This window comes from Leucobacter salsicius M1-8 (assembly GCF_000350525.1).
Taxonomy (GTDB): Bacteria; Actinomycetota; Actinomycetes; order Actinomycetales; family Microbacteriaceae; genus Leucobacter; species Leucobacter salsicius.
In genome coordinates this window covers 44631-71501 of record NZ_AOCN01000015.1, presented here as the reverse complement: position 1 = coordinate 71501, position 26871 = coordinate 44631, and the positions used below count along the sequence as shown (strand labels likewise).

The following is a 26871-nucleotide window of genomic DNA, read 5'->3' as shown; positions in this document are numbered from 1 at the left end:
CGCGCCCCCCGAGCCGCATCCCGAGTAGGGTTGAGCGGTGACCTCATCTCCTTCAACGCTGCAGGCTCTGCGCCACCCGCGACAGTTCACCACCGAGGTGCTCGCCGGCGTGGTGACGACGCTCGCACTCATTCCCGAGGTGATCTCGTTCTCGGTCATTGCGGGTGTGGACCCGAAGGTGAGCCTCATCGCCTCGGTCGTGCTGGCCATCTCCATGTCGATCCTGGGTGGCCGGCCCGCCATGATTACGGCAGCGGCCGGAGCCGTCGCACTCGTCGTCGCCCCGCTAGTGCACGAGCACGGCGTGGAGTATCTGCTCCCCGCCGTCGTGCTCGCTGGGGTCGTGCAGATTCTGTTCGGCGTCACGGGCCTGGCCCGGCTCATGCGGTTCATTCCACGCTCGGTAATGATCGGCTTCGTGAACGCCCTCGGCATTCTCATCTTTGCGGCCCAACTGCCGCACGTGCTGGGCGTGCCGTGGCTCGTGTACCCGCTCTTCGCGCTCACCCTGTTGATCGTTATCGGGTTGCCCCGCCTCACGACCGCGGTGCCCGCCCCGCTCGTTGCGATCATCGTGGTCACCGCGATTGTCATCTTCGCCCGCCTCACGGTGCCGACCGTCGGCGATCAGGGCGCGGTTTCTGGGGGCCTCCCCGGGATCACCCCGTGGCTCGCACCATTCAATCTCGAGACGCTCGCCATCATCTGGCCGACCGCGTTGAGCATCGCCTTTGTCGGCCTCATGGAAACCCTGCTCACCGCCAAGCTCGTCGACGATCTCACTGACACGAAGTCGAACAAGGGCCGGGAGTCGTGGGCGCTGGGCGTCGCCAATATTCTGGCCGGGTTCTGGGGCGGCATCGGCGGCTGCGCGATGATCGGCCAGACCATGGTGAACGTGAAGCTCGGCCGCGCCCGCACGCGCATCTCGACGTTCGTAGCGGGCGTGTTTTTGCTCGCGCTCGTCACCGTGTTCAGTGATGTGATGGAGCGTATCCCTATGGTCGCGCTGGCCGCCGTGATGATGGTGGTCGCCGTATCGACCGTTGATTTTCATAGCGTGAGCCCGTCGACGCTTAGACGGATGCCGCTGTCGGAAACCATGGTCATGGTCTTCACGGTGGTGGTAACAGTCTCTACCGGCAACCTCGCCATCGGCGTCGGGCTGGGGGTGCTGCTCGCGATGGTGCTGTTCGCGCGCAGGGTCGCGCACGTCGTCACGGTCACCCGGGTCCCTGGGGCCACCGGAGTTGTGTACACGGTGCGCGGGCCACTCTTCTTCGGCAGCAGCAACGATCTCGTCGAGCAGTTCATGTACTCGGAAGACCCTGCATCGGTCACCGTCGACTTCTCGGCGGCTCAGATCTGGGACGCCTCCACCGTTGCGGCGCTCGACTCAGTGCAGACGAAGTACGCCGAGCAGGGCACCGCTGTGCAATTCACCGGCCTCGATGAGCACTCCACCCGGTTTCACGGCAGGCTCACGGGGTCACTCAGCTGAAACGCCGCGCCCCGGGCCGAGCGCGCGATCGTAACTAGCGCTGCAGGAGGCTCGCTATCAGGCGCTCGATTCTTCGTTCGAGCGTCGCAGCGGTCGTCGCGGTAAGTATGGGGTGCAGTGCACTGTAGCGCTCGGTGCGGTTGAGCTTTTCAAACGCGGCATTCGCCGCCGGGTGCGCTTTGAGGGCCCTGGCCAATTCGTCAGGTACTTCGGCTGTCGCCGGCCCCGCATAGGCCCGGTCCCAGCGCCCGTCTGCCTGAGCCCGTTCGATCTCGGCGAATCCACGCTCGCGCATCCGACCCTCTGCCGTCAGCCGAGTCACAATCTCGATGTTGCGCAGCGACCAGAGCGACTTCTGCCGCCGGGGCGTGTACCGCTGCTTAAACGTGTGGGCATCGACGCTCTTGCGCTGTCCGTCGATCCAGCCACCACACAGTGCCTCTTCGAGCGCATCCTGGTACGTCAGCGAGGTCGGATCGACTGTGCCTTTCTTCGCGAGCAGCACCCAGAGCCCGTCTGAACTGGCCTCGTGCTGGTCCAGCCATGCTCGCCACGCGGTCACGTCGGCGACCACCAGTGGCTCGGATTCTGCCCGTTCTGTCATGGCAACAACCTAGCGTGATGCCAAGCGTTCGCGAAGCGAGTGGCGCCACAGCCGCCGGCCACGTACTGTAGCGGGAGGCTTCAGTCGGTGGGGTCGCTCGAGAGGGGTCACAGTGACCAACCAGTGCGGTGAGTGCGTGCGTGACGAAGTGCTGCCCGCGCACACCGTCGCGATACTGCGGTCGCGCGACTACGGATTGCGCCCGGTCGCTGATCTGGCGCACGTCGAGGTCGGAGCACACAAGCCGCTCGAGCCCGCCGGATGGCTGGTTCGCGTCGTGGATTCCGTGCTTTCGGAGGGGATTCTCGACCCGATCCTGGTCACGCCTGGCCCTCAGGGCCTCGAACTCATCGACGGCAACCACCGGGCCTGGGCCGCCGCGCACCACGGACTTGCGGCTCCCGCACGCGTCTTCACCCCGAACTGCGGCGACTGCACCGAGGAGTCATTTGCCGAGGCTGCGATGTCGGGCACATCCGAGCTCGGCTGGAAGTACTAGAGCCCGCCCCCGGCGCATCCGGGGAGCGGGCTCGTGCACGTTGCGAGACCGTGTGCCGCTACGCGTTCGCGATGAGCTCGCGCAGCTTCGCCAGCTGCGAGCGCGAGTACTCGTCGGCCCGCTCATCCTCGGCGAACACGTTCGACACAATGAGCGCGTCCTCACGGTCGAGGTAGCCGCTCGCCTTGAGCGTGCCGAACAGCTCGTCCCAGTTCACGTCACCGTCGCCGATGGCAAGGTGCTGGTGCACGCGCACGGCGTTACCGGGCGGGTTCGTGATGTAGCGCAGCCCGTTCGAACGGTTGTGGTCAAACGTGTCGGCTGCATACACCGCGCCGAGTCGGTCGCCCAGCTCGGGGATGAGCGTGGTCGCACGGTCGCCCATGTGGAACGAATGCGAGGCAACGTAGACGAAACCCACCTGCGTCGAATCGAGGCCGCGAATGATGCGCCATGCTTCAAGGCCGTCCTCGACGAAGTCGTCGGGGTGCGGGTCAATGTTGAGCTGGACCCCCGCGCGCTCGAGCACGGGGATCAGCTCCTCCATCGACTTGTAGAAGCCGGCCTCCGAGTCCTCTGAGCGCTCGGGGCGACCCGAGAACTCGGTGTTCACCATGGGCACCTCGAGCTCCGACGCGATCTCGATGTAGCGTTTCATGTTGCGCACCGCAGCCTCGCGCTGCGGCTCCTCGGGCCACGAGAAGCGCTGCACGGGCAGCACCGACGTGATCGTCACGCCGGCGTCTGCAGCCCGCTTCTTGAGCGTCTGTAGCATGCCCGTGTCGACCTTCGGGTAGTGAAAGTGCCGCCCAAAGTCGGGGTTGGGCGTGAGTTGCAGGTACTCATAGCCCAGGCGGGCGACGAGATCAGGGAAATCGAGCAGGTGCACCGTGTTGTTGTACGGCGTGGGGTCAAGCGCAATGCGAACCATCGTGACTCCTAAGTACGGGTGGCGGGTGGACTAGGCGTAGAACGCGGGGCGTTCGGGAGCAACAACCGGCACGACGCCGCCCTCATGCATCGCCTTGACGCCGGCCTCACACGACAGTGCGACGAGGTAGCCGTCCCACGCGTTGGGTCCGTCCACGAGGTCGCCGCGGCGCACCGCGTCGACCCAGCGCTGCACCTGCGAGTCGTAGGCCGCTTCGAAGCGGGTCACGAAGCTCTCGTGCTCCTTGACGATGAAGTTACCTGCCTCCCAGCGCTGCATGCCCGAGGGCTGGCCGATGCGGGCGACGCCCTGCTCGAACACGGCCTCGGTCGCCACCTGGTAGCCGAAGGCCACGCTGACGTTCATCTCGACGTCGACGAGTACGCCGTTCTCGAGCTCCATGATCACGAGGATCGGCTCGCGCAGGCGCTCAGGGGCATGCGAGTTGCGGCGCGGGTGCTTCACTTCGACGCTCACGACGCGCGAACCCGCGAGCCACGGCACAACGTCAAACTCGTGTACAACCGAGTCATTGATCAGCATGTCCTGCGTGTAGCTGTCGGGCACCGACGGGTTGCGGTGCAACGCACGCACCATGAGCAGGTCGCCGCTGTCGCCCGACTCCACGAGCTTGCGCAGCTCCTGGTACTCGGCGTCGAAGCGACGCATGAAGCCGACCTGGATATGGGGCTTGTCGAGCTGCTGCTCGAGCTCGAGCACCTCCCACGAGCTTGCCGAATCCTGCGTCAGCGGCTTCTCGCACAGAATCGGCAGGCGCGCGTCGAGTGCGGGGCGCAGCACGGGAGCATGAAACTGGCCGGGAGTCGCGATAACCACGGCATCGAGTGCATCGGCAGCGATGGCTTCCTCGACGCTCGCGAACACCTGCGCGCCCGGGGCGTTGGCCGCGGCCGCAGCAGCGCGCCCAGCATCGGGCTCGACGACAGCCGAGACCCGGGCCCCTGCGATCCGGTTCGTAATGCGCTTGATGTGGTCAGCGCCCATCATGCCGGCGCCAACGACGGCGACGCGGAGTTCTTCAGTCATGGTGTGTCCTTTGAAAGTTGTTAGCTGATGCGGGCGAGGTGGGTGCAGCCGAAGATGTGCTCGCGGGTGCGCTTGGCGATGGGGGCCGGGTAGTCGACGTCGCAGCCGTACATGTCCTGCTCCACGATCGCGAAGATCTCGGAGTCGATCTTGGAGACCGCCTCAATCACGGGTGCGAGGTCGGGGATGCCATAGGGCGGCTCGACCATGATGCCCTGGGCGACGGCCTCGGCGAACGGGGTGTCGTTCTTCAGCACGTCGAAGATCAGGGTCGGGTCGACCTGCTTGAGGTGCAGGTAGCCGATGCGCTCGGGGCGCTCTTCGATCAGCTTCACGTTGTCGCCGCCGTAGTAGGCGAAGTGGCCCGTGTCGAGGCACAGGTTCGTGTAGCGCTCGTCGGTTTCATCGAGGAACCGCGTGACCTCACGCGTCGTGCCGATGTGGCTATCCGCGTGCGAGTGGAACTGCTGCTTCATACCGAACTCTTCAAGCAGCGCCTTGCCGAGGCGGTCGTGGCCCGCCCCCAGCTTCTTCCACTGGTCCTCGGTGAGGGTGCGTGATTCGAGCACCTCGCTCGTCGCGTCGCTGCGCCACATATCGGGAATCACGACGAGGTGCTCGGCACCCAGCTTTGAGGCGAGGCCCGCCACGTTGAGCGCCTGGTCCCAGGCCCGCTGCCACTCCTCTTCACCCTTGTGGAACCCGGTGAAGACGGTGCCTGCAGAGAGCTTCAGGCCACGCTTGCCAAGCTCGTCCTCAAGCTGGTGGGCGTCGGTCGGCAGGTAGCCGTAGGGGCCCAGTTCGATCCACTCGTAGCCAGCTTCGACGACCTCGTCGAGGAACCGCTCCCAGGGCACCTGCTTCGGGTCGTTGGGAAACCAGACGCCCCAGGAATCGGGGGCGGTGCCGATGCGCAGGCCGGGGTTTGCGGGCGGCTGATCATTCACGATTCAAACTCCATCGTTCGCGCTTTCTCTGGCACGGCCCCTGTGGTCGCACCTTTGATATGACAATAGGCCAAAATGCTGTGAGCCGCCAGCCCCACACACCCATGGACCGGGAGCCGCCACCCCACCCCTCAAGCCGATCCCAAACTCGAACAAAACGAAACAAAATTTTTGGTTTCATTTTGTTTCAATCACTTATGATGAGAACATGCCCCTTCGCCAGCCCTCTCCAGATTTCCCCGCTCTCCGGGAAGAGGTACTCCACGAAGTCGGCGAACGGCTTCTTCCCCTACTGTTTTCCTCACAGATTGACGACTCCGCATACCTACATTGGGACAAGCTGTCACGAAAAACACCCCCGGAGGGCCTCTCCTCCGAGGAATGGTGGTTTCTTGTCAAGATGAAGCGCGCCAACCAGGCTCGACCGCTCCCGCTGCTCGACAAGGAAGGCACGCCGCTCACTGTAAACCTCACCGACGAGGTGCTTCAACTGTCTGAGGAAATTGCTCGCCGGTCAGGAGGAATTGTCGGGGGAGGCAAAAACGACCTCAACCGCGCAGACACGGACCTCTATCTGGTGCGCTCGCTACTAGACGAGTCAATTCGCTCAAGCCAGCTCGAAGGCGCCTCCACGAGCCGCCGGGTAGCGGTGGAAATGATTGATAGTGGCAGGACTCCACGAGATGTGTCAGAAATCATGATCCTCAATAACTATCTGGCGATGCAGGAAGCGAAAGAGGCAGCGTCGGGGCCACTCTCTCAAGAATTCGTTCTTGGGCTCCATGAGACCTTGACAACCAACACACTTGAAAACCCCGACCACTCCGGTCGGATACAGACTGAAGATGATGAACGCATCAGCGTCTGGGCCGGAGACGTTTGTGTCCACGTCCCACCTCCCGCAGCGCAGCTACCTGAACGACTCGAGACTCTAGTTCAGTTTGCAAACGGTGCTACCGACAGCTCCCCCTACTTGCCCCCGGTCGTACGGGCGATTATTACTCACTTCATGTTTGGGTACGACCACTACTTCGAAGACGGAAACGGCAGGCTGGCTCGAACGGCGTTCTATTGGTCCATGCTGCACAATGGTTACTGGCTCGCTGAGTTTGCCACGATCTCTGGAATCCTCCGCGAAGCCCCTGGAAAGTATGGCGACGCCTATCAGCATGCAGAAGACGATGATGGGGATCTTACCTACTTCGTGCTCCATCAACTACGCGTCTTCAAACGATCCCTCGATAACCTTGACGAGCACATCGCACGCAAACAAGCAGAAAACGCCCAGCTCAAAAGAACGCTCGCAACATTGGCTGAACAGTTCAGCTTTCGTCAATCCCAGATCCTTGAATCCTTCAACGACGGCGAGTACTCAACCGTCACGGCAAGCGCGGTTGCCCGACGTTTCCACGTGACCGAGCAAACCGCGAGAAACGACTTAAAGCATCTTGAAGAGCTCAAACTCCTCGCCCGCCTCCCAAAAACTAGGCCCGCCATTTGGGTTGCCGGTGGTGAGCTCACGCAGCGGCTTCAAGCAATCACTCGCAGATAGGTGAGGGCTCGGTTCCCAAACAAAACGAAACAAAATTTTTGGTTTCATTTTGTTTGGGGCGTCGCTGCTAGCCTGAGCCCAGAGCAAACGCTCCACTGGCACGAAATACGAAGAGGAATTTCATGGCAATTGCACTCCGGGTCTCAGACATCACCGAGGATCAGAAGACCATCGCACCGCTCGATCTGCCCCTGGCAGACCCGCTCGGCGAGGACATCCAGACCGGCATGGTCAACGTGTATTCGTCGGGCGACGAGAAGCACCACGCTGGGTTCTGGGAGACCGCGGTCGGCCGCTCCCGCTGGGACTTCACCGACGGCGGCGAGGTCATTTACGTGCTCGAAGGCGCCATGACCGTCGAGCGTGACGGCGAGGCCCCCGTCGAGGTCACGAAGGGCGACCTCGTCGTCTTCGAGCCCGGCTGGGCCGGCTTCTGGACCGTCACTGAGCACCTCAAGAAGGTCTACACGATGTTCGCCTAACATCGACCGAACAGAACGGGCGTGCGAGGAAGTTCCCTCGCACGCCCGTTCTATTTGATCCGGATCAATCCAAGCTGCTCACAAGAGCTAGCCCAGCAGCGGCTTCTGTGCCGCCTGCTGCGCAACATACTCGGCGCGGGCGCGCTGCGTGGCCTCGAGCTCGGAAACCTGGGGCACCGGTACGTCCCACCAACCCGCGCCATCGGGTGAGTAGATCAGCGGATTGCTGTTGATGTGAATGAAGGTCGAGCGATCCGAGGCCTTCGCGACGGCCATGGCCGCCTCGAGATCGGTGATCGCCGAGGCCCCCGGCTCGACCTCGATGACGTCCATGCCGTAGCTGCGGGCATTCATCGCGAGGTCGACGGGCAGAATGTCTTCGCCCTGGAAGTTCTTCGTCTCGGGATCGTAGGCGCGGTACCAGGTGCCGAAGCGCTCGGATCCGACCGTCTCTGACAGGTGCCCGATCGACGCGTAGCCGTGGTTCTGGATCAGCACGACGATGATCTTAATGCCCTCGGCGACCGCGGTCACGAGCTCGGTGTTGAGCATCAGGTACGAACCGTCGCCGACCATCACGATGACGTCGCGGTCGTCGCCTGCATCGACGAGGCCGCGCTTCGCGCCCATGCCGCCGGCGATCTCGTAGCCCATGCACGAGAAGGCGTACTCGACGTGGTAGCCGAGCGCGTCACGCACGCGCCACAGCTTGTGCAGGTCACCGGGCAGCGATCCCGCCGCCTGCACAATGACATCCTTCGGGTCGGAGGACCGCTGCACGGCACCGATGATTTCGGTCTGGCCCGGCAGGTCGAGCCCCGAGGGCTCGAAGGCCGCGTCCACCGAGGCGTCCCACTCCGCTTTTAGCGCGGCGATGCGCTCGGCGTAGGCGGTATCGACACGCAGCTCGCCGAGTGCCCCGTTTCCGTGGGCGTCGAGCAGCTCCAGGAGCGTCTCGCGGGCGTCGGCGATCACGGCGATCTGCGTGCCGTGCTTGTACGCGTCGAACGACGCGACGTTGATGTTCACGAACTTCACACCGGGGTGCTGGAACGCGGTGCGCGAGGCGGTCGTGAAGTCGCTGTAGCGGGTACCGATGCCGATGATGACGTCGGCCTCTGCCGCGATCTTGTTGGCCGCGAGGGTGCCGGTCGCGCCCACGCCGCCGAGGTTCTGCGGGTGGTCCCAGGTGAGCACGCCGCCGCCGGCCTGCGAGGTGCCGACCGGGATTCCGGTGGCCTCGGCGAACTGGCGCAGCTGCTCCTCGGCGTCGGAGTACAGCACGCCGCCACCCGCAATGATCATGGGACGCTTTGCCCCACGGAGGGCCTCGATGGCGAGCGCGAGCGCGTCGCGTTCGGGCCGTGGGCGCCGGATCCGCCATTCCCGCGGCGCGAGGAACTCGAGCGGCACGTCCATGGCCTCGGCCTGGACGTCCTCGGGGAGCGCGATCGTAACGGCGCCGGTCTCTGCCGGATCCGTGAGCACGCGCATTGCCGCGAGCGCGATCGAGAACAGCTGCTCGGGGCGCTGCACGCGGTCAAAGAACTTGGAGACGGGGCGGAACGCGTCGTTGACGGTGAGGCCAATATCGTGCGGCTGTTCGAGCTGCTGCAGCACCGGATCGGCGACGCGGGTCGCGAAGGTGTCGCTCGGCAGCAGCAGCGCGGGCAGGCGGTTCGTGGTGGCGAGCGCCGCACCCGTGAGCATGTTCGTGGCGCCCGGGCCAACCGAGGCCGCGGCGGCATAGGTGCCGCGGCGGCGGTGCATGCGGGCGTAGCCGACGGCCTGATGCACCATTGCCTGCTCGTTGCGCGCCTGGAAGTAGGGCATCAGATCGGGGTTTTCGACGTTGGCCTGCTTCAGTGCCTGGCCGATGCCTGCCACGTTGCCGTGGCCGAAGATGCCGAACATGCCGGGGATCGTGCGCTCACGAACTTCCTGGCCGTTCGCGTCGCGGTCGACCGTCCACTGGTTGGCGAGAAATTCGACCAGCGCCTGGCTGACCGTCATGCGGCGGGTGTTCATCGGGTCTCCTCGGTGGTGGTCGAAGCGTCGGCGGTCGATCGAGCGTTTGTGTAAGGCAGGCGGGAGTCAAACTCTTGGCCGTCCCAGGTTTCGCGCACCCAGCCGTGGGCGGGGTCATCGCTGATGAGCCAGCTGCGCTCGGGATCGGGGCCGGCCATCACGTTGAGGTAGTACATGTCGTAGCCGGGGGCCGCAACCGCGGGGCCGTGATAGCCGTGGGGCACGAGTGCGACGTCGCCGGTGAACACCCGCGAATCGATCTCGATGGAGCCCGCTGGTGACGAGTACGTGCTGAACATGCCGAAGGCGTGCTCCTCGCTCACCCCTGCAGGGGCGCCCTTTGTCGGGGCTACCTCGAAGTAGTAGATCTCCTCGAGCTCCGACTCGTGGCCGGGCAGGTGCTCGTCGTGCTTGTGAGGCGGGTACGAGGACCAGTTCTCAGACGGGGTGATTACCTCGACGACAATGAAGCGGGCCGCATCGAGGGACTCCTTGCGGCCGAAGTTGTGTACCTGGCGACTCGAGGCACCTGCACCGCGCAACTCGACAGGCACCGACTCGACCGGCATGTAGGCCGAGGGGCGCACGATGTCGGTCGGCGAGGTGGCGACGAGGAAGCGGGTCTCGCCTGCGGAACGAGCCGTGACGGTCGCCTCGCTTGCGGCCGAGAGGTAGAGCACATCGGTGGGGCCGTCGAAAACAGAGCTGCGGCCGCTCAGCACGGTTGCCTCTCCGTCGTGGGCCACCTCGAAGGAGCCCGAGAGCGGGACGACCAGGCGCTCGACGCCGGTGCCCGAGAGCTCGATCGACGCGCCCTCGGTCAGGCGAGCGACGCGCAGACCGGTGTGCTCCCAGCCGGGAACGCTTTCGTCGACGACTGTCTCCCAGCCACCCTCGGCAAGTTCGCCGCGACGGTGAAACCAGCGCTCGGCCGGCGTTGCCTGCTCAGTCATGTGTTCTACCTCTCGTTACTGCTTGCTGGGCTGGATCCTGCGACTCGCTCCACTCCCGCAGGATCCAGGGTGATGCCTAATCGTTCTGGGGGAAGCCCAGGTTGATGCCGCCGTGCTTGGCGGGGTCGAGCCACCGGCTCGTGATGGCCTTTTCGCGGGTGAAGAAGTCGAAGCCCTGCACGCCGTAGGCCTTCGCGTCGCCGAACAGCGACGACTTCCAGCCACCGAACGAGTGGTAAGCGACCGGCACGGGGATCGGCACGTTGATGCCAACCATGCCCACGTGGATCTCGTGCTGGAAGCGACGCGCGGCGCCACCGTCGTTCGTGAAGATCGCGGTGCCGTTGCCAAACTGGCCCGAGTTGATGAGCTCGACGCCCTCCTCGAAGGACTTCACGCGAATCACCTGCAACACCGGCCCGAAGATCTCCTCGGTGTAGGCGCGCGACTCGGTCGACAGGTTGTCGATGAGGGTGGGGCCGAAGAAGAAGCCGTCCTCGTGGCCATCGACCTTGAGGTCGCGGCCATCGATGACAATGCGGCCGCCGTCGGCCTCGGCGATATCGACGTAGTTTGAGACCTTCGCACGGTGCTCGGCAGTGATCAGCGGGCCCAGATCCGGCTCCCGCGTCGTACCGTCGGCGCCCGTGGCGCCGTTGCCGACCACCAGGTTGCCGATGCGTTCCTTGATCTTCTCGATCAGCTCGTCTGCGACGGGCTCGACCGCCAGCACGACCGAGAGTGCCATGCAGCGCTCGCCCGCGGCGCCGTAGCCCGCGTTGATCGCCTGGTCGGCGACGAGGTCGAGGTCGGCGTCGGGCAGCACCAGCATGTGGTTCTTTGCGCCACCGAGTGCCTGCACGCGCTTGCCGTTCTTGGCCGCGGTCTCGTAGATGTACTGCGCGATCGGGGTCGAGCCGACGAACGAGATCGACTGCACCTCGGGGGCGTTCAGCAGGCCATCGACGGCCTGCTTGTCACCGTTGAGCACGGTGAAGACGCCGTCGGGAAGACCGGCTTCCTTCCACAGCTCGGCCATCCAGATGGCGGCCGAGGGGTCCTTCTCAGAGGGCTTGAGGATCACGGCGTTGCCCGCGGCGATCGCGATGGGGAAGAACCACATCGGCACCATGACAGGGAAGTTGAAGGGCGAGATGACGCCAACGACGCCGAGGGGCTGCTTCAGCGTGTAGACATCGATGCCGGTCGAGACGTTCTCGGAGAAGCCGCCCTTGATGAGGTGCGGGAACCCGGTCGCGAGCTCCACGACCTCCTGGCCGCGGGCGATCTCGCCCATCGCGTCCGAGAGCACCTTGCCGTGCTCCTCGGTGACGATCGCGGCGAGCTCGGTCTTCTTGTTGTTCAGCAGCTCGCGGAACTTGAAGATGACGGCCTGGCGACGCGCCATCGACATGGCGCTCCAGGTCTCGTAGCCCTGCTGCGCCGACGCGATTGCGGCGGCGATCTCGGTCTCGTTCGCGAGCGCTACCTCACGAATGACCTCACCGGTGGCGGGGTTGTGTACGGGGGCGGTGCGGCCCGACGTTGACGCGCTGCGTGCGCCGTCGATCCAGTGGCCGACCACGGGGGTGGTTGCGTTACTCATATTCGTTGCCTCTCTCGAGTGAATCTGTGGGGTGCCGGATCGGGCCCGCACGGCGCAGGGCGCCTGCGGGCCGCGATCCGGAAAGAAATTAGGAAGGAGCTTAGGCCAGGCCAGTATGCACGAGCCGTGCCGCGGTGTCGACGGCCTGGGCGACGTCGCCATCGGCGGGGTAGAGCAGCGTGCGGCCGACAGTGAGGCCGCGCACGCCTGGCAGCGCGAGCGCGCTTTCCCAGGCCGCGAAGGTCTCATCAGGGTCGCCGCCGTTGTCGCCGCCGAGCAGCAGCGTGGGCATCGTGGTCGCCTCCATGACGCGCTCCATGTCGGGCACGACGGGAAGCTTCATCCACGTGTAGGCGCTCGAGTTGCCGAGGCCCGAGGCGATCGCGGTCGAGAGGATCACGGCCTCTGCGCTCAGGTCGTTAATGACCTTGCCGTCGACGCGGCGGCTCATGAAGGGCTCAAGCATGATGGGCAGCTGGGCCGCCGCGGCTGAGTCAACCGCGCGGGCCGTGGCCTCGAGCGTTGACGCGGTGCCGGCGTCATTCAGGTCAACGCGAATGAGCGTCTTCGCGAAGTCGAGACCGTCGCGCACCATCGAGTTGATGTCGTAGGCGGTGTAGCGGTCGTCGAGCTCGAAGCTCGCGCCGCGCAGGCCGCCGCGGTTCATCGAGCCGACGACGATCTTGTCGTCGAGCAGACCGAGCGCCGCGAGGTCGTCGATAATGTCGGGAGTGCCGAGCACGCCGTCGACGCCGGGGCGCGACAGGGCGATTGCCATGCGCTCGAGCAGGTCGTAACGGTTCGCCATAGCGGTGGGGTTCGAGCCGACCGCGATCGCGCCGCGGGCCGGGTGGTCGGCGGCGACGATGAAGAGGCGGCCGTCGCCCTGAATGACGTCGCGCTTCTTACGCGTCGCGAGCTTCTGGGCGATCGTGCCGGGTGCTGAGGCGCGCAGGTCGCGCAGCGCAGCGAAGTCGATGGTGGGACTGTCGAGCGTCATGCGGCCGATCCCTTCAGTACTTCTTCGATCTCTGCGGCAGTGGGCATCGCCGTCGAGCATTCCAGGCGGGTCGCGACGATCGCGCCAGCCACGTTCGCGAACTGGAGAATACGCTCGAGGCCCCAGCCTTCAAGCAGTCCGTGGCAGAGCGCGCCGCCGAAGGCATCGCCTGAGCCGAGACCGTTGACGACGTCAACAAAGTGGGGCGGCACCTCGACGCGCTCGTCGCGCGTCTTCGCCATGACGCCCTTGGGTCCCTGCTTCACGATTGCGAGTTCGATGCCGCGCTCGAGCAGGGCATCTGCGGCGCGATCCGGATCGGTCTCGCCGACCGCGACCTCGCACTCCTCCTTGTTGCCCACCGCGACCGTGACACCCTCAAGCGCCTGGGCCACCTGGGCGCTCGCCTCTTCGGGGTGCTCCCAGAACATGGGGCGGTAGTCGAGATCGAGGATCGTGTGCGCGCGGCGGCCGCGGGCGGCGAGCGCCGCGTGGTGTGCCGCGCGGCTGGGCTCCTGGCTCAGACCGGTGACCGTGAGCCACAGGATCTTGGCGGCCTGAATCGCTTCCTCGTCGAGATCCTCGGGAGCGATCTCGAGATCCGGAGCCTTGGGCTCGCGGTAGAAATAGAGCGGAAAGTCATCGGGCGGGAAGATCTCGCAGAACGTGATGGGTGTCTTGTACTGCGGGTCGGTCTTTACCTCGCGGGGGTCGACGCCGAGGCGATCGAGCTCGCGCAGCAGGTAGCGCCCGAAGGGGTCGTCACCCACGCGTGAGATCAGTGCGCTCTTGCGGCCGTACTTCGCCGCGGCGACTGACACGTTCGCGGCGCTGCCGCCGAGGTACTTTCCGAAGCTCGTAACATCCTCGAGCCCCACACCGCTCTGCAGCGGGTATACATCGACGCCGAGGCGCCCCATCACTAGCACGTCATCAGGACGCCGTTGTTCCGACATTCAGCCGCCGCCTTTCTTTGCGCGATGCGGCGCCAGACGCGCCGCTGCATTTGTCCTAACAATAGCACGAAGGGGCCGTGAGGGCATGGGTATTCCTCGATTGGCTGTAATGTTGTCATCACATTGCATCAATAGAGCAGCCCGGCGCCGTGCTGCTTGCCCTAGGAGCACTTTATGAGCACCGAGCCCGTCTGGCCCGCAGAGCTATTCACCGACCTGGACCGCACTGGTCCGGTCCCCCTCTACTACCAAATCTCGAGCCGACTCGAGCGCGCGATCCGCGAGGGAGTGATCCCCTCGGGCGCCCGACTCGAGAACGAGATCTCAATCGGCGAGAAATTGGGTCTCTCGCGCCCCACCGTGCGCCGTGCGATCCAGGAGCTCGTCGACAAGGGTCTGCTGGTGCGCCGCCGCGGCATCGGCACCCAGGTAGTGCAGGCGCGCGTGAGTCGCCCTGTCGAGCTCACGAGCCTGCACGAGGACCTCAGCCACAGCGGCATCAAGCCCTCTACCCGCGTACTTTCGCTCGAGCGCGTACCCGCTGATGCGCAGACTGCGCAGTTGCTCAACGTGGATCCGGGCACCGAGATCACCCGCATTCGCCGCCTGCGCAGCGCCGACGGCACCCCCATGGCCGTGCTCGAGAACCTGCTGCCCCCCGAGTTCGCCGACATCACCGCGGAGCACCTCGAGAACAAGGGGCTCTACGAGATGCTGCGCGCCCGCGGCGTCACCATCAAGATCGCCAACCAGACGATCGGAGCGCGGCGCACCCAGGGCGACGAGCACGAGCTCCTCGATATCCCGAAGGGCAGCCCGCTGCTCACCATGGATCGCGTCGCGTTTGACCAGGGCGGTCGCGTGATCGAGGCCGGGCACCACTGCTATCGCCCGGATCTCTACTCGTTCTCGACCACGCTCGTCGCGCGGTAGGCGTCACCTCGAGCCGCTTCCTACTTCCGGTTGCGGCAGGCCACCGAGTAGGCCTCGATGAGCCGGTCGGCAGACGACGCCCAGCTGCTTTCGAGGGCGTGCTCGCGCGAAGCGCGACCCATGCGCTCCAGCCGCTCGGTGTCGGCGAGCAGCTCAGCGATTGCGGTCGCCCAGACCTGCGGGTCGTCGCCCGAGATCAGTAGGCCCGTGACGCCATCATCGACGGCCTCACGCAAGCCTCCGGTGGCGCGCGCGATCACGGGCACGCCAGATGCGGCTGCCTCGAGCGCCACGAGCCCAAACGTCTCGGAGTGCGAGGGCACCACCATCAGCGCGGCGGCCCGAATACGCTCGGCCAGCTCTGACCGGCGCAGGGCACCGTCAAACGAGGTCGTGCCGAGCATGCTGGCGTTAGCCGCGGCCTCGTGCAGGCCGCGCGCATATGCGTCCCCATCGGGCGGCGGCGCACCGACGACGCGCAGCGCCGGGCGAGCGTCCGCGGGCAGCAGTGCCATTGCGTCAATAATCAGGTCGAATCCCTTGAGGGGATGCAGTCGACCGACCATGATGACCTCGGGGCGGCCGCCGCGGCCGATCCAGTCACGCTGATCGGCGCACTCCTCGGTAACGCACGGGTGGAACAGCTCGGTATCGACGCCCAGGGGCACCACGCGAATGCGATCCGGATCGCCGCCCAGCCGCTCAATAACCGTCTGCCGCTCGGCCTCGCTCACCGCGATCACCAGATCAGCCTCGTGGGCGAGGAGCTTCTCGCCCGCGAGCCGCCCGGGCGACTCGGGACGCTCGCCATCGGTGAGCGGCGAGTCAGGCTCGGCGGCAATTGAGTGGTAGCTCTGCACGAGCGGGATACCACGTCCGCGCGCCACCGACAGGGCGGCAATGCCAGAGAACCAGTGCTCGGCGTGCAGTAGGTCAACTGAGTCGCCCTCGAGTGCCTCGTCGAGCCGGTGACCGAAATCGTCCATGACGGCCTCGTGCTCACCCTTTGCGAGCAGCCGCGCGGGGCCGGCGTCGAGGTGGATGACCACGAGTCCCGGCTCGACCTCGACCCTCGCGGGCGACTCCTCGTCGCTGCGGCGCGTGTAGATGCGCACGTCATGGCCAGCGCGCGCAAGCGCCTCGGCCTGCGCACGCACGACCACGTTCATGCCGCCAGCATCCTTGGTGCCCGGGATATCGAGCGGCGAGGTGTGCAGCATCACAAAGCCGATGGTCAGCGCCGCTGTATTCATGGCTCTAGCGTATCGGGTGGTGGGAGAGGCGGGCGTTACCCGGGTAGCCCCTCTCCGGGATCGGGTTCACCCGCCCCGTGTCGCGGCGCGCGGCGGGGCGCCTCGGTGTCGCCTGCGGTTCCAAACTCGGGCTCCTCGGGCCCAGACTGCTCGACCCCGGGATCCTCAGCATCTGACGCCTCTGACACCACGGGCTCGGGGCGCACCACCCGCTCGCCCACGACCTGCGACGCCTCGCCAGAGGCGGCGCGATCCGGCACATGCTCGCCCCGCGGCTGGATATGGCCTGGCTCGAGGGTGCGCCGCACGTCCTCGGAGGTGACCTTCTCGATCGGTCCGGTCGTGGCATCGACGTACCAGTCGGTGAGCGCGGGATCGGTGCTGTCGAAGCCGGCTCCCGCTCCCTCGTCGGCCGGCACCTCGCTCGCGCCAAACACGAAGTCGTCACCGAACTCGTCGATGCCGCGGCGCACGCCCTGCGCGATCGCGGCGCGCGCGTACTTGCGCCGAATGATGTAGGGATCGGTGCGCAGATCTTGCGCCCATGCATACATGATGCCGATCACGATGAACGCGAACGGTAGCGCCGACACGACCATGAGCGATTGCAGCCCCGAGAGCGCGGATTTGCCGCCCGCGAGCAGCAGCGCGATCGCGATCGTGCCGAGCAGCACGCCCCACAGAATCGTCACCCAGCGCGACGGTTCGGGCCGGCCGCCCTGCGACATCGACGCCATCACGATCGAGGCCGAATCGGCCGCGGTGACGAAGAAGATCACGACCGCCACCATCGCGATCACCGAGGTCACCATGCCCAGCGGCAGCCGCTGCAGCATCTGGAACAGCACCTCCTCGCTCGTGCCGCCACTCTGCAGATCCTCGCCCTGGGCCGTCAGCCAGATCGCGGTGCTGCCGTACACAACGAACCACGCAACCACGATCGCCGAGGGCACGAGCACGACCGTGGTCACGAACTCGCGCAGCGTGCGGCCGCGCGAAATCTTGGCGATGAACATGCCCACGAACGGGGTCCACGACACCCACCACGCCCAGTAATAGGTGGTCCACGAACCCAGAAACGCGACCGCCTCGTCGCCGTCATTGGCATTCAGTGTGAGCATGCCGCCCAGCTCCTGAAAGAACGCGATCAGCGAGGTCGGCATGAAATTCAAGATGTAGACCGTGGGCCCGGCAATGAGCACGAACAGGCCCAAGAATCCCGTGAGAATCATGTTGGTATTGGAGAGGAGCCGGATCCCCCGTTTGACCCCCGAGACCGCCGAGGCGATGAAGCACGCCGTGAGCACCGCGATCGAGCCGATGAGAAACATGTTGCCCAGTTCGCCCAGGCCGGTCACGAGCATGAAGCCGCTTTGAATCTGCAGCGCACCGATGCCGAGCGACACCGCGGTGCCAAAGAGGGTCACGATAATCGCGAAGAAGTCGATCAGGCGGCCCAGCACCCGGTTCGTCGCTCCGGGAAACACGGGTTCGAACAGCGCCGAGATGAGGGGTGCGCGGCCGCGCCGGTACGCGCTGTAGGCAATCGCGCCGCCCACGAGGGCGTAGAAGGCCCACGCGATGGGGCCCCAGTGCAGAATGGTCTGCGCCATGGCGGGCAGCACCGCCGCGGTCGTGCCGCCCTCCACGCTCTGCCCGGGTGCCGGGACGAGATAGTAGGTCAGCGGTTCGAGCGGCCCGTAGAACAACAGCCCGATGCCGAGGCCCGCGGCGAACAGCATCGAGATCCACGAGGTGGTCGAGAACTCGGGTTCCTCGTCGTCGGCGCCCAGGCGAATGCCACCCGTACGACCGTAGCCCACGGCGAGCATGAAGATCGCGATGCCGACGGCGAGCGCCCCAAAGAGCCAGCCAAAGTTCGTGGTCACCCAGGCGAGCGAGGTGGATCCGGCGATAGCGAGGCTGTCGGGGGCAACAAATGCCCACGTGATGACGCCGAGCGTTACCACCACGGCCCCGCCCAGGACCGCCTTGTTCGTGGGAAACCTGACGCCGGTCTGCTCGACGCCGATGCCGGGGATGAGTCCGGGGTGCGGGGCAACGGGTACCACGGCGGCCCGCTTGATCACCCGCTTGATGCGGCTATTTGGATCCCCCGCGAAGCCCCCGATGGGAATTTTGGCCGTGGGCTGGGGCGCACCGTTCGGTGACTGGCCGCGGTCTGAGCTGCGCTTACGCTTCATGGGTTTTCCTGTCCGAACGCCTCGTGAGCGCCCTGGGGGAGCAAATCCAACACTCTTCACGCTAGTGAATTCGGGGGGCCAAAACCAGTTGCACCTCGAGATACACCCATTGATCTGGAATTTATGGTCACAATTTGGTGACGCGACGCGCGAGATCGCAAAAAGTCGGGGTTCCGCTTTACTCACATACCCCAGGGGGGTATGCTGAATTACACACGGCACCTATCCGACCCTAAGGAGCGCCCCCATGAGCACCACCACCGAATTCCAAGTCACCGGCATGACGTGCGGCCACTGCGAGATGTCCGTCCGCGAAGAAGTGAGCGAGGTCGCCGGAGTCACCGAGATCGCCGTGAGCTCCAAGACCGGCAAGCTCAGCGTGACCCACGAGGCCCCCATCGACGATGCCGCCATTATCGCTGCCGTCGACGAGGCTGGCTACGCCGCCGTACGCGGTTAGCCACCCGGCGGGCGAGCACCCGCCACACATCCCCCACCCCCACACGTCCCACGTTAGGAAGGCAACATGTCACTCCCCCAAACCTTCGACCTCGAAATCGGCGGAATGACGTGCGCCTCCTGCGCGAACCGGATCGAACGCAAGCTCAACAAACTCGAGGGCATCGAGGCGTCGGTCAACTACGCGACCGAGAAGGCGCGCGTACATACCCCCGAGGGGTACGACCCGCAGTTGCTCATCGCCGAGGTCGAGAAGACCGGCTACACCGCCGAGCTCCCCGCGCCCCCGCAGACCGCGGCACAGGCTTCAACCCCGACCGGCACGGCGGGGGGCGATCCGGCATCGAATTCAGGGGCCGCACGCGGTGATGCCGCGAGCGACTCCGAGCTCACGAGCCTGCGCCAGCGCCTGATCGGCTCGATCTGGCTGTCGGTGCCGGTGATTCTGATCTCGATGTTTCCGATCTTTCAGTTCACGTACTGGCAGTGGGCGGTGCTGGCGCTCAGCTCCCCCGTGATCGTGTGGGCGGCGTGGCCGTTCCACCGCGCGGCCTGGATTAACGCCCGCCACGGCGCCGCGACCATGGACACCCTCGTGTCGGTCGGCACGGGCGCCGCGTACCTGTGGTCGCTCTACGCGCTCTTCCTCGGCACAGCCGGCGAGAAAGGCATGACGCACGCCTTCGAGCTGTCGATCAACCGTCACGACGGCACCGCCAACATCTACCTCGAGGTCGCGGCAGGCGTCACCATGTTCTTGCTCGCGGGCCGCTACTTCGAGAAGTGCTCGAAGCGACAGGCCGGGGCCGCGCTGCGCGCCCTACTCGAGGTCGGCGCCAAGGACGTCGCGGTGCTGCGCGATGGCACCGAAACCCGCATTCCCGTCGCCGAGCTCACGGTCGGCGACGAGTTTGTGGTGCGCCCCGGCGAAAAGATCGCCACCGACGGCCTGATCGTCGACGGCGCGACCGCGATCGACGCGTCGATGCTCACGGGCGAGTCGGTACCCGTCGAGGCGACCGCGGGTGACCAGGTCACCGGCGGCACCGTCTCCACGAGCGGCCGCATCACCGTACGCGCCACCGCAGTCGGCGCCGACACGCAGCTCGCCCACATGGCGCAGATGGTGGAGGACGCGCAGTCGGGCAAGGCCGAGGTACAGCGCCTCGCCGACCGCGTCTCGGGCGTCTTCGTGCCGATCGTGATCGTCATCGCCCTCGGCACCCTCGTCACCTGGCTCGCGCTCGGCAACCCTCCCGCGGCCGCATTCACCGCGGCCGTCGCGGTGCTGATCATCGCGTGCCCCTGCGCGCTCGGCCTCGCCACCCCCACGGCGCTACTCGTCGGCACGGGCCGCGGCGCCCAGCTCGGCACACTCATCAAGGGCCCCGAGGTGCTCGAGTCCACGCGCCGCGTCGACACCATCGTACTCGATAAGACCGGCACCGTCACGAGCGGCAAGATGACGCTCACCGATGCGGTGGCCGCCGACGGGGTCGCACGCGACCAGTTGCTGCGCCTCGCGGGCGCGCTCGAGGCCGCCTCCGAACACCCGATCGCGCAGGCCATCGCCCGCGGTGCCGCGCTTGAGCTCGGATCCTCGCTGCCGGGTCAGCTCCCCGCGGTCGAGAACTTCCAGAACACGGCGGGCAAGGGCGTCTCGGGCATCGTCGAGGGCCATGCGGTGCTCGTCGGGCGTGAGTCGCTGCTGGCCGACTGGGCTATTGATCCGGATCCCGCGCTGCGCGCGGAGCTTGCGCGCCTCGAGCAGCTGGGCCGCACCGTCGCATACGTCGCCTGGGACGGCGAGGCCCGCGGGCTCGTCGCCGTCGCGGACACCGTGAAGCCGACGAGCGCAGAGGCGATCGCGCAGCTCAAGGCGCTGGGGCTCACCCCGATTCTGCTCACCGGCGATAACCGGGCCGTGGCCGAACAGGTCGCCGCCGAGGTCGGCATTGCGGCGGGCGACGTGCACGCCGAGGTGCTGCCGAGCGACAAGGTCGACGTCATCAAGGCGCTGCAGGCTGAGGGCCGCGTCGTCGCGATGGTCGGCGACGGCGTGAACGATGCGGCCGCGCTCGCGCAGGCCGACCTGGGCCTTGCAATGGGCACGGGAACCGACGCCGCGATCGAAGCTGCCGACATCACACTCGTACGGGGCGACCTGCGCAGTGCGGCCGACGCGATCCGACTCTCGCGCCGCACGCTCAGCACGATCAAGGGCAACCTGTTCTGGGCGTTCGCGTACAACGTGGCGGCGATTCCGCTCGCCGCGCTGGGCCTGTTGAACCCGATGATCGCGGGCGCCGCGATGGCGTTTTCGAGCGTGTTCGTGGTGGGCAACAGCCTGCGGCTGCGCCGCTTCAAGAGCGTGGCGAGCTAGGTTTCATGACGCGGTTCGCGGCACATTTTTCGGTCAGTTTACGGTCAGATTCACCCCAGATTGGTATGGTCCAGGCATGAGCACGCAGCCCGATTCCCACGAGCCGCACGAGTCGCACGAAGAGGGCTGTGAGCCCGAGTTCAGCGCCGGCCATCCGGTCTCCCCCCACGATGAGGCAGCGGCTGCGGCCGCCGCAGGCGGAAAGGGTAGCAAGGGTGGCGGCCACTCGCACGATCACGGCCTACAGGGTGCCGGCACCGCAACCGGCAAGCACCGCAAACGACTCATCTGGGTGCTCTCCATCACGCTGACCGTGTTCGTGGTGCAGGTCGTCGGCGCATTCATCTCGGGCTCGCTGTCGCTGCTGGCCGATGCCGGACACATGCTCACCGACGCCACCGGCGTCGCGATCGCCCTCATTGCGAGCCTCATCGCGGCCCTGCCCGCGACCTCTAAGCGCACCTTCGGATACCTCCGCGTCGAGATCCTCGCGGCCCTCGCGAACGGCATCATCCTCGGCGTGATCGCCGTGGTCATCTTCGTACAGGCGATCCTGCGCTTCGGTAGCGAGGTCGAGGTGCAGTCGGGCCCGATGCTGATCGCCGCCATCATCGGCGCGGCCGCAAACCTCGTATCGCTGCTCATTCTGCAGGCGGGTCAGAAGGAGAGCCTCAACGTACGCGGCGCGTATCTTGAGGTGCTTGGCGACCTGCTCGGCTCGGTGCTCGTGATCGCGGCCGGCCTCGTGATCATGTTCACGGGTTGGAATCCCGCCGACCAGATTGCCTCGATCCTGATCGCGGTGCTCATCTTCCCCCGCGCGATCAGCCTGCTGCGCGAGGTCGTCGACGTGCTACTCGAGGCCTCCCCCAAGAACATCGACGTCGAGGTTGCGCGCGGGCACATGCTCGCGGTGCCCGGCGTCGCCGAGGTGCACGACCTGCATGCCTGGACGATCACGTCGGGGGTGCCCGCCTTTTCGGCACACGTCACCGTCACCGACGACGCCTGGAACGAGCGCGGGTACCACGCGATCCTCGACGAGCTGAAGGCGTGCCTCACGAGCCATTTCGACGTCGAGCACTCGACGATCCAGCTCGAGCCCGCGAGCCACCATATTCCGCACGCCCCCACGAACCGATGATCTGGTCCGGATCGGGCCGCGCGCGCTGCGCCCGCGCGCCCGAACCCGTCGCTAGGGAGCGAGAACTCACAAAGTAGTTGCCATTGGAAACTAAAGGCGTATAGTTACAAGGGTGACGACACCAACCGCGAGCTCAACCTCCGACCAACAGGTCGAGGAGGTGCTTGCCAATTTCGTCGAGCTGGTCTCCGCATGGTCATCGCCCCGCGTGCAGGGGCAGATAGCCCGCCAAACCGGGCTCGACATCAATGAAGGTGACGTGCGCACACTCCACACCCTCGGCCGGATCGGTGGCAGCGTTCGCCCGGCACAGCTCGCACTAGACCTACACCTGAGCCGACCCACGATGAGCAAGAGCCTCGCGCGACTACTCGCGGCAGGCCTCGTCGAGCGCACAGCAGTTGCCGGCGACAGACGAGCCACTGACATTTCGCTCACCCCGTCGGGGGCACGCGCGTACCAAGGCCTCATCGACGCAGGCACCGCGATGGTGCGCGATGCGCTGCGGCTAGCGCCCGGCATTGACACGAACTCCATCGTCCAGTTCACCCGCGCACTCGGCGCTACCATCTAGCCCCCGCTGCGCGTCATCTTCCCTGGCCCCAACATTTACCTCGAGAAATAAGGAGCACCAACATGACACGCACCTACGTAGTGACTGGCGCAGCCTCAGGCATCGGCGCAACGACCGCTGCGGCCCTGCGCGAACAAGGCCACACCGTTATTGGCGTCGATCTCAAAGACGTCGAAGTGCCCGCAGACCTCTCGACCCCCGAGGGGCGGGCAGACGCCGCAGAGCGCGCCAGCGCACTGGCAGGCGGCAAGGTTGATGGCGTCATCGCGTGCGCCGGCATCGCGGCGCCGATCGCGAAGACGTTCTCAATTAACTTCTTCGGCGTGACCGAATTTCTCACCGGGATGCTGCCGGCCCTGCGCAATTCAGACAAGCCCCGCGCAGCGGTCGTGTCATCGATGGCATCACTTCAGCAGCCGTCAGCCGAGCTGGTTGAGGCGGGCCTTTCGGGCAATGAAGCTCTAGCCATCGAGGTGGGCACCGCCCTGGCCGAGCAGGGACCCGAAGCCGGATACCTCAACTACTCCTCGTCAAAACGCGCGCTCTCACGCTGGGTTCGCCGCGAGTCGATCAGCGAGGCGTGGGCTGGCAGTAGCATTCCGCTCAACGCGGTAGCCCCTGGCACCGTCATCACGCCGATGACCGAGGAGCTACTGGCATCGCCCGAGGGCGCCGCAATGGTGGATGCTTCTGTGCCCATGCCGCTCAACTATCACCAGCCTGCACGCTCGATCGCGGACCTGCTGATCTGGCTCACGAGTGAGCAGAACTCACACCTCGCCGGGCAAACCATCTACTGCGATGGTGGCGCCGACGCGACACTGCGCGGTGACGACATCTGGTCGTGGAACGACGCAAAGTAACGCCCGATAAAACACGACGAAGCGGCGCCCCAGAGCATAGAACCTGGGGCGCCGCTTAGTCGTTACAACCGGTAGGTTACACGCGCGACTCGTGAACGTCGGTTGCAGGGGTGCCTGCACCCTGCGCGTACACGGCGCGCAGGATCTGGCCGAGGTTCGCGTCTACATTCGTCCAGTACTGGAAGAAACGCTCACGGATCTCGTCGATCGTGATGGCCTGCGCCTGACCACCGAGCGTGGCGTGGAAGCGGGCCTTCTCCTCGTCGTTGTACACGTCGCGGTAGAGGATGCCTGCCTGCACGAAGTCGCCGTCGTCCGAGCGCAGCGTGTACGCGGTGCGCACGAGCTCGCCGTCCGACTCCCAGTTGCCCTCAACACCAGCCTGCGCGTTGGCCTCCGGGCCGCCTGCTGCGCCAAACGAGTTGGGGTGGTAGACGCGCTGTGCAGCCGAGGGGAAGTGGTACTGCATGTTGCCCTGGTGCATGTAGTTGTTCGCCTCAGTGGCGTGCGGCTGGTTGACCGGCAGCTGGTTGTAGTTCGTGCCGATGCGGTAGCGCTGAGCGTCGGGGTACGAGAACACGCGAGCCATGAGCATCTTGTCGGGCGAGATGCCGGTGCCGGGAACCTGGTTGCCGGGCGAGAAGGCAGCCTGCTCGATCTCGGCGAAGAAGTTCTGCGGGTTGCGGTTCAGCGTGAACGTGCCCACCTTGATACGGGGGTAGTCAGCCTTGGGCCAGGTCTTCGTGAGATCGAAGGGGTTGAAGCGGTACGTCTTCGCCTCCTCGTGCGGCATAATCTGCACGTAGACGTCCCACGACGGGAAGTTGCCGTCTGCGATCGCATTGAACAGGTCGCGGCGGTGGTAATCGGCGTCGGTGCCCGCAAGCGCGTCTGCTTCTTCGCCGGTCATGTTCTTGACGCCCTGCTGCGACATGAAGTGGTACTTGACCCAGAACTTCTCGCCCTCAGCGTTGATCCACTGGTAGGTGTGCGAGCCATAGCCGTTGACCTCGCGCCAGCTGGCGGGGAGGCCACGGTCACCCATGAGGTAGGTCACCTGGTGCGAGGACTCGGGTGAGAGGGTCCAGAAGTCCCACTGCATGTCAGCGTCGCGCAGACCCGAGTCAGCCAGGCGCTTCTGCGAGTGGATGAAGTCGGGGAACTTGATGCCGTCACGAATGAAGAACGTGGGGGTGTTGTTGCCCACGATGTCGAGGTTGCCCTCGGTCGTGTAGAAACGCAGCGAGAAGCCGCGCACGTCGCGCCAGGTGTCAGGCGAACCCTGCTCGCCGGCAACGGTCGAGAAACGGATCAGCGTCTCTGCCTTGGCGCCGGGCTGGAACACAGCTGCACGCGTGTACTTCGAAACGTCCTCGGTGACGACGAACTCACCAAATGCGCCGCCGCCCTTTGCGTGGGGGTTGCGCTCGGGCACACGCTCGCGGTTGAACGCGGCGAGCTTCTCAACGAGGTAGCGGTCGTGCAGGACGGTGGGGCCATTGGCGCCGACGGTGAGCGAATGCTCGTCGTTGGCGATCGGCGTACCGGTCTGGGTGGTGGTCAGCTTCTGATCTGTCATGAGACCTCTCCTGGTAGTGAACAAATGGCTAGTAAAAACTTGGATGTCAGACTGTGGCGCAAGCGGGACACACGCCTCGATACGTGACGTCGGCGGCCAAGATCTCGTAGCCGTGGCTTTCGCTCGCCGTGAGGCACGGGGCCTGGCCAACAGCACACGGAACGTCGCGAATATCGCCGCACATCACGCACACGAGATGGTGATGATTGTCGCCGCGGTGCACTTCGTAGAGCGCAGCACCGGCAGACGCCTCGATCTTGCGCAGAATGCGCACCTCGCACAGAGCCGAAAGCACTCCGTAGACAGCCTGCACAGAGGTGCCCGGCAGCTCAACCTTGACCTCGTCGAAGACCTCGGTTGCACTCCAGTGCCCGCCGCGGCCAAGCAGCCGCATCACAGCGGCTCGAGGCGTGGTCGCACGTAGGCCGGCCGCCTTCAAACGGTCGCGCAGTTCGGCGTCCGTAGGTGGGGTCAGCGTGTGTTCCATATGGACCCATCATAGCGTCTATTTTGAGTAACTCAAAATAACAACATGACACGTGTCGGTAAACGTAGGGTCAACGATCCACCAAGTGCAGTAGACGATTCCTTGAACCACACCTGTGACCGCTCTTCGCGCGGCACTAAGCTGAATCCGCTAATTGCCATGCTCAAGGAAGAGGTACGCAATGTCGATCCGCAACGCAGTGGCCGAGGCCCTCGCCACGTTCTTGTTTGTTTTTGCGATCATCGCAGCCATCAACAACTCGGGCGACTTCGCCCCGCTCGCCATTGGCTTCGCGCTCTTGGTTCTTGTATTCGCAACCGGACATATGTCTGGCGGCCACATCAACCCTGCGATCTCGTTTGGCGCCTACCTACGCGGTGCGCTGGGACTTGCAGACCTGGTGGCGTATGTCATCGCGCAGCTCGTGGGCGGCGCACTCGGTGCCGTGCTTGCGGGTGTGCTCTTTGCCCGCCCCGCCGCCCCCCTCGAGGTTGAGATGGGCCCCGCCTTTCTCGTCAAAGCACTCTTCACGTTCGTGCTCGTCTACGTCGTGCTCAATACGGCGACCTCGAAAGACCACACGGGCAACTCGTTCTATGGTCTCGCCATCGGCACCACCGTGTTCGTGGGCGCCTCAACCGTGGGTAGCATCTCTGGCGGCAGCTTCAACCCGGCCGTCGCTCTCGGCCTCGCCGTTGGCGGCAACTTCGCCTGGAGTGCGCTCTGGATGTACTTCCTCGCTCCCCTCGTCGGCGCCGCACTCGCTGCGATCGCGTTCGGTGCGCTCAACAAGGAGGACAAGCTCGTGCGGCCGACCACCAAGAGCACGAAGATTGCGCGGTAGGCAGTAGCCACGAAGCGAGCGACTGGATTCTGCGACTCGCAA

24 protein-coding genes are annotated in these 26871 nt (G+C 65.5%); 11 read left to right on the top strand and 13 right to left on the bottom strand.

Going from position 1 to position 26871, the window contains the following annotated elements; translation table 11 throughout:
* Positions 1–37 precede the first annotated feature (37 nt).
* Complete coding sequence (locus C795_RS0105550; protein ID WP_017792765.1) at positions 38–1501, top strand: SulP family inorganic anion transporter; 1464 nt, start codon at positions 38–40, stop codon at positions 1499–1501.
* Positions 1502–1535: 34 nt separating this feature from the next.
* Here the strand turns inward: C795_RS0105550 and C795_RS0105545 are convergent, their stop codons facing one another.
* The gene (locus tag C795_RS0105545; RefSeq protein ID WP_017792764.1) at positions 1536–2105 is read right to left on the bottom strand and encodes a YdeI/OmpD-associated family protein; all 570 of its coding nucleotides are present in this window, start codon (positions 2103–2105) and stop codon (positions 1536–1538) included.
* A 112-nt stretch (positions 2106–2217) separates the two neighbouring features.
* Between C795_RS0105545 and C795_RS0105540 the strand changes: the two genes are divergently transcribed.
* Entirely contained in the window at positions 2218–2604 is a 387-nt protein-coding gene (locus tag C795_RS0105540) for a ParB N-terminal domain-containing protein (protein WP_017792763.1), read from the top strand.
* Between the two features lie 58 nt (positions 2605–2662).
* Here the strand turns inward: C795_RS0105540 and C795_RS0105535 are convergent, their stop codons facing one another.
* The 3 genes from C795_RS0105535 to C795_RS0105525 are packed head-to-tail and all read right to left on the bottom strand — an operon-like array spanning position 2663 to position 5529.
* Positions 2663–3535, bottom strand: coding sequence for a sugar phosphate isomerase/epimerase family protein (locus C795_RS0105535; RefSeq protein ID WP_017792762.1), 873 nt, complete (start codon positions 3533–3535; stop codon positions 2663–2665).
* A gap of 30 nt (positions 3536–3565) precedes the next feature.
* Positions 3566–4582 (bottom strand): Gfo/Idh/MocA family protein, encoded by a 1017-nt coding sequence (locus C795_RS0105530; protein WP_017792761.1) that lies wholly within the window; start codon positions 4580–4582, stop codon positions 3566–3568.
* A 20-nt stretch (positions 4583–4602) separates the two neighbouring features.
* Positions 4603–5529 (bottom strand): sugar phosphate isomerase/epimerase family protein, encoded by a 927-nt coding sequence (locus C795_RS0105525; RefSeq protein WP_017792760.1) that lies wholly within the window; start codon positions 5527–5529, stop codon positions 4603–4605.
* Positions 5530–5737: 208 nt separating this feature from the next.
* On the opposite strand from C795_RS0105525, the gene C795_RS0105520 reads away from it, so the two are divergent.
* Positions 5738–7081, top strand: coding sequence for a Fic family protein (locus tag C795_RS0105520; RefSeq protein ID WP_017792759.1), 1344 nt, complete (start codon positions 5738–5740; stop codon positions 7079–7081).
* Positions 7082–7203: 122 nt separating this feature from the next.
* Positions 7204–7563, top strand: coding sequence for a cupin domain-containing protein (locus tag C795_RS0105515; RefSeq protein ID WP_017792758.1), 360 nt, complete (start codon positions 7204–7206; stop codon positions 7561–7563).
* A gap of 87 nt (positions 7564–7650) precedes the next feature.
* Here the strand turns inward: C795_RS0105515 and iolD are convergent, their stop codons facing one another.
* The 5 genes from iolD to iolC form a co-directional block, all read right to left on the bottom strand.
* Positions 7651–9591 carry a 3D-(3,5/4)-trihydroxycyclohexane-1,2-dione acylhydrolase (decyclizing) gene (gene iolD / locus C795_RS0105510; RefSeq protein WP_017792757.1) on the bottom strand — a complete coding sequence of 647 codons (1941 nt, stop codon included), beginning with the start codon at positions 9589–9591 and terminating at the stop codon, positions 7651–7653.
* Positions 9588–10544: a 5-deoxy-glucuronate isomerase gene (gene iolB, locus C795_RS0105505; RefSeq protein WP_017792756.1), complete on the bottom strand. Its 957-nt coding sequence runs from the start codon at positions 10542–10544 to the stop codon at positions 9588–9590. Before iolB ends, iolD begins: the two co-directional genes overlap by 4 nt.
* Positions 10545–10620: 76 nt before the next feature.
* Complete coding sequence (locus tag C795_RS0105500) at positions 10621–12150, bottom strand: CoA-acylating methylmalonate-semialdehyde dehydrogenase (RefSeq protein ID WP_017792755.1); 1530 nt, start codon at positions 12148–12150, stop codon at positions 10621–10623.
* A 100-nt stretch (positions 12151–12250) separates the two neighbouring features.
* The gene (locus C795_RS0105495) at positions 12251–13150 is read right to left on the bottom strand and encodes a class I fructose-bisphosphate aldolase (protein WP_017792754.1); all 900 of its coding nucleotides are present in this window, start codon (positions 13148–13150) and stop codon (positions 12251–12253) included.
* Positions 13147–14106 carry a 5-dehydro-2-deoxygluconokinase gene (gene iolC, locus C795_RS0105490; RefSeq protein ID WP_017792753.1) on the bottom strand — a complete coding sequence of 320 codons (960 nt, stop codon included), beginning with the start codon at positions 14104–14106 and terminating at the stop codon, positions 13147–13149. Before iolC ends, C795_RS0105495 begins: the two co-directional genes overlap by 4 nt.
* Before the next feature lie 174 nt (positions 14107–14280).
* Here iolC and C795_RS0105485 point away from each other — a divergent pair, with 174 nt between their 5' ends.
* Positions 14281–15039, top strand: coding sequence for a GntR family transcriptional regulator (locus C795_RS0105485; protein ID WP_017792752.1), 759 nt, complete (start codon positions 14281–14283; stop codon positions 15037–15039).
* Positions 15040–15059: 20 nt separating this feature from the next.
* Here C795_RS0105485 and C795_RS0105480 read toward each other — a convergent pair whose 3' ends face one another.
* On the bottom strand, positions 15060–16292 hold the full coding sequence (locus C795_RS0105480) for a glycosyltransferase (RefSeq protein WP_017792751.1): 1233 nt from the start codon (positions 16290–16292) through the stop codon (positions 15060–15062).
* Positions 16293–16327: 35 nt separating this feature from the next.
* Positions 16328–18496, bottom strand: a complete 2169-nt coding sequence (locus C795_RS0105475) for a BCCT family transporter (protein WP_017792750.1) — start codon at positions 18494–18496, stop codon at positions 16328–16330.
* Between the two features lie 247 nt (positions 18497–18743).
* On the opposite strand from C795_RS0105475, the gene C795_RS0105470 reads away from it, so the two are divergent.
* The 5 genes from C795_RS0105470 (at position 18744) to C795_RS0105450 (ending at position 23919) form a co-directional block, all read left to right on the top strand.
* A complete protein-coding gene (locus tag C795_RS0105470) occupies positions 18744–18956 on the top strand; it encodes a heavy-metal-associated domain-containing protein (protein ID WP_017792749.1) in 213 nt (70 codons plus the stop codon).
* Positions 18957–19022: 66 nt separating this feature from the next.
* Positions 19023–21338, top strand: a complete 2316-nt coding sequence (locus tag C795_RS0105465) for a heavy metal translocating P-type ATPase (RefSeq protein WP_017792748.1) — start codon at positions 19023–19025, stop codon at positions 21336–21338.
* A 76-nt stretch (positions 21339–21414) separates the two neighbouring features.
* A complete protein-coding gene (locus tag C795_RS0105460) occupies positions 21415–22482 on the top strand; it encodes a cation diffusion facilitator family transporter (protein WP_017792747.1) in 1068 nt (355 codons plus the stop codon).
* 112 nt (positions 22483–22594) lie between these two features.
* The gene (locus C795_RS15305; RefSeq protein WP_017792746.1) at positions 22595–23056 is read left to right on the top strand and encodes a MarR family winged helix-turn-helix transcriptional regulator; all 462 of its coding nucleotides are present in this window, start codon (positions 22595–22597) and stop codon (positions 23054–23056) included.
* A 62-nt stretch (positions 23057–23118) separates the two neighbouring features.
* The gene (locus C795_RS0105450) at positions 23119–23919 is read left to right on the top strand and encodes an SDR family oxidoreductase (RefSeq protein ID WP_017792745.1); all 801 of its coding nucleotides are present in this window, start codon (positions 23119–23121) and stop codon (positions 23917–23919) included.
* Positions 23920–23995: 76 nt separating this feature from the next.
* On the opposite strand, the gene C795_RS0105445 is transcribed toward C795_RS0105450, so the two are convergent.
* Together C795_RS0105445 and C795_RS0105440 are read right to left on the bottom strand one after the other, a co-directional pair.
* Positions 23996–25498, bottom strand: coding sequence for a catalase (locus C795_RS0105445; protein WP_017792744.1), 1503 nt, complete (start codon positions 25496–25498; stop codon positions 23996–23998).
* Positions 25499–25544: 46 nt separating this feature from the next.
* Positions 25545–25985 carry a Fur family transcriptional regulator gene (locus C795_RS0105440; RefSeq protein ID WP_017792743.1) on the bottom strand — a complete coding sequence of 147 codons (441 nt, stop codon included), beginning with the start codon at positions 25983–25985 and terminating at the stop codon, positions 25545–25547.
* A 181-nt stretch (positions 25986–26166) separates the two neighbouring features.
* Here C795_RS0105440 and C795_RS0105435 point away from each other — a divergent pair, with 181 nt between their 5' ends.
* Entirely contained in the window at positions 26167–26829 is a 663-nt protein-coding gene (locus C795_RS0105435) for an MIP/aquaporin family protein (protein WP_017792742.1), read from the top strand.
* Positions 26830–26871 lie beyond the last annotated feature (42 nt).

What these genes read in the sequence shown, in the direction of transcription:
- C795_RS0105460 (WP_017792747.1), top strand. Translation starts at nt 21,415, where the DNA reads ATGAGCACGCAGCCCGATTCCCACGAGCCGCACGAGTCGCACGAAGAG.
- C795_RS0105445 (WP_017792744.1), bottom strand. Translation starts at nt 25,498, where the DNA reads ATGACAGATCAGAAGCTGACCACCACCCAGACCGGTACGCCGATCGCC.
- C795_RS0105465 (WP_017792748.1), top strand. Translation starts at nt 19,023, where the DNA reads ATGTCACTCCCCCAAACCTTCGACCTCGAAATCGGCGGAATGACGTGC.
- iolC (WP_017792753.1), bottom strand. Translation starts at nt 14,106, where the DNA reads ATGTCGGAACAACGGCGTCCTGATGACGTGCTAGTGATGGGGCGCCTC.
- C795_RS0105435 (WP_017792742.1), top strand. Translation starts at nt 26,167, where the DNA reads ATGTCGATCCGCAACGCAGTGGCCGAGGCCCTCGCCACGTTCTTGTTT.
- C795_RS0105470 (WP_017792749.1), top strand. Translation starts at nt 18,744, where the DNA reads ATGAGCACCACCACCGAATTCCAAGTCACCGGCATGACGTGCGGCCAC.
- C795_RS0105495 (WP_017792754.1), bottom strand. Translation starts at nt 13,150, where the DNA reads ATGACGCTCGACAGTCCCACCATCGACTTCGCTGCGCTGCGCGACCTG.
- C795_RS0105530 (WP_017792761.1), bottom strand. Translation starts at nt 4,582, where the DNA reads ATGACTGAAGAACTCCGCGTCGCCGTCGTTGGCGCCGGCATGATGGGC.
- C795_RS0105485 (WP_017792752.1), top strand. Translation starts at nt 14,281, where the DNA reads ATGAGCACCGAGCCCGTCTGGCCCGCAGAGCTATTCACCGACCTGGAC.
- iolB (WP_017792756.1), bottom strand. Translation starts at nt 10,544, where the DNA reads ATGACTGAGCAGGCAACGCCGGCCGAGCGCTGGTTTCACCGTCGCGGC.
- C795_RS0105440 (WP_017792743.1), bottom strand. Translation starts at nt 25,985, where the DNA reads ATGGAACACACGCTGACCCCACCTACGGACGCCGAACTGCGCGACCGT.
- C795_RS0105475 (WP_017792750.1), bottom strand. Translation starts at nt 18,496, where the DNA reads ATGAAGCGTAAGCGCAGCTCAGACCGCGGCCAGTCACCGAACGGTGCG.
- C795_RS0105515 (WP_017792758.1), top strand. Translation starts at nt 7,204, where the DNA reads ATGGCAATTGCACTCCGGGTCTCAGACATCACCGAGGATCAGAAGACC.
- C795_RS0105545 (WP_017792764.1), bottom strand. Translation starts at nt 2,105, where the DNA reads ATGACAGAACGGGCAGAATCCGAGCCACTGGTGGTCGCCGACGTGACC.
- C795_RS0105480 (WP_017792751.1), bottom strand. Translation starts at nt 16,292, where the DNA reads ATGAATACAGCGGCGCTGACCATCGGCTTTGTGATGCTGCACACCTCG.
- C795_RS0105535 (WP_017792762.1), bottom strand. Translation starts at nt 3,535, where the DNA reads ATGGTTCGCATTGCGCTTGACCCCACGCCGTACAACAACACGGTGCAC.
- C795_RS0105500 (WP_017792755.1), bottom strand. Translation starts at nt 12,150, where the DNA reads ATGAGTAACGCAACCACCCCCGTGGTCGGCCACTGGATCGACGGCGCA.
- C795_RS0105520 (WP_017792759.1), top strand. Translation starts at nt 5,738, where the DNA reads ATGCCCCTTCGCCAGCCCTCTCCAGATTTCCCCGCTCTCCGGGAAGAG.
- C795_RS0105450 (WP_017792745.1), top strand. Translation starts at nt 23,119, where the DNA reads ATGACACGCACCTACGTAGTGACTGGCGCAGCCTCAGGCATCGGCGCA.
- iolD (WP_017792757.1), bottom strand. Translation starts at nt 9,591, where the DNA reads ATGAACACCCGCCGCATGACGGTCAGCCAGGCGCTGGTCGAATTTCTC.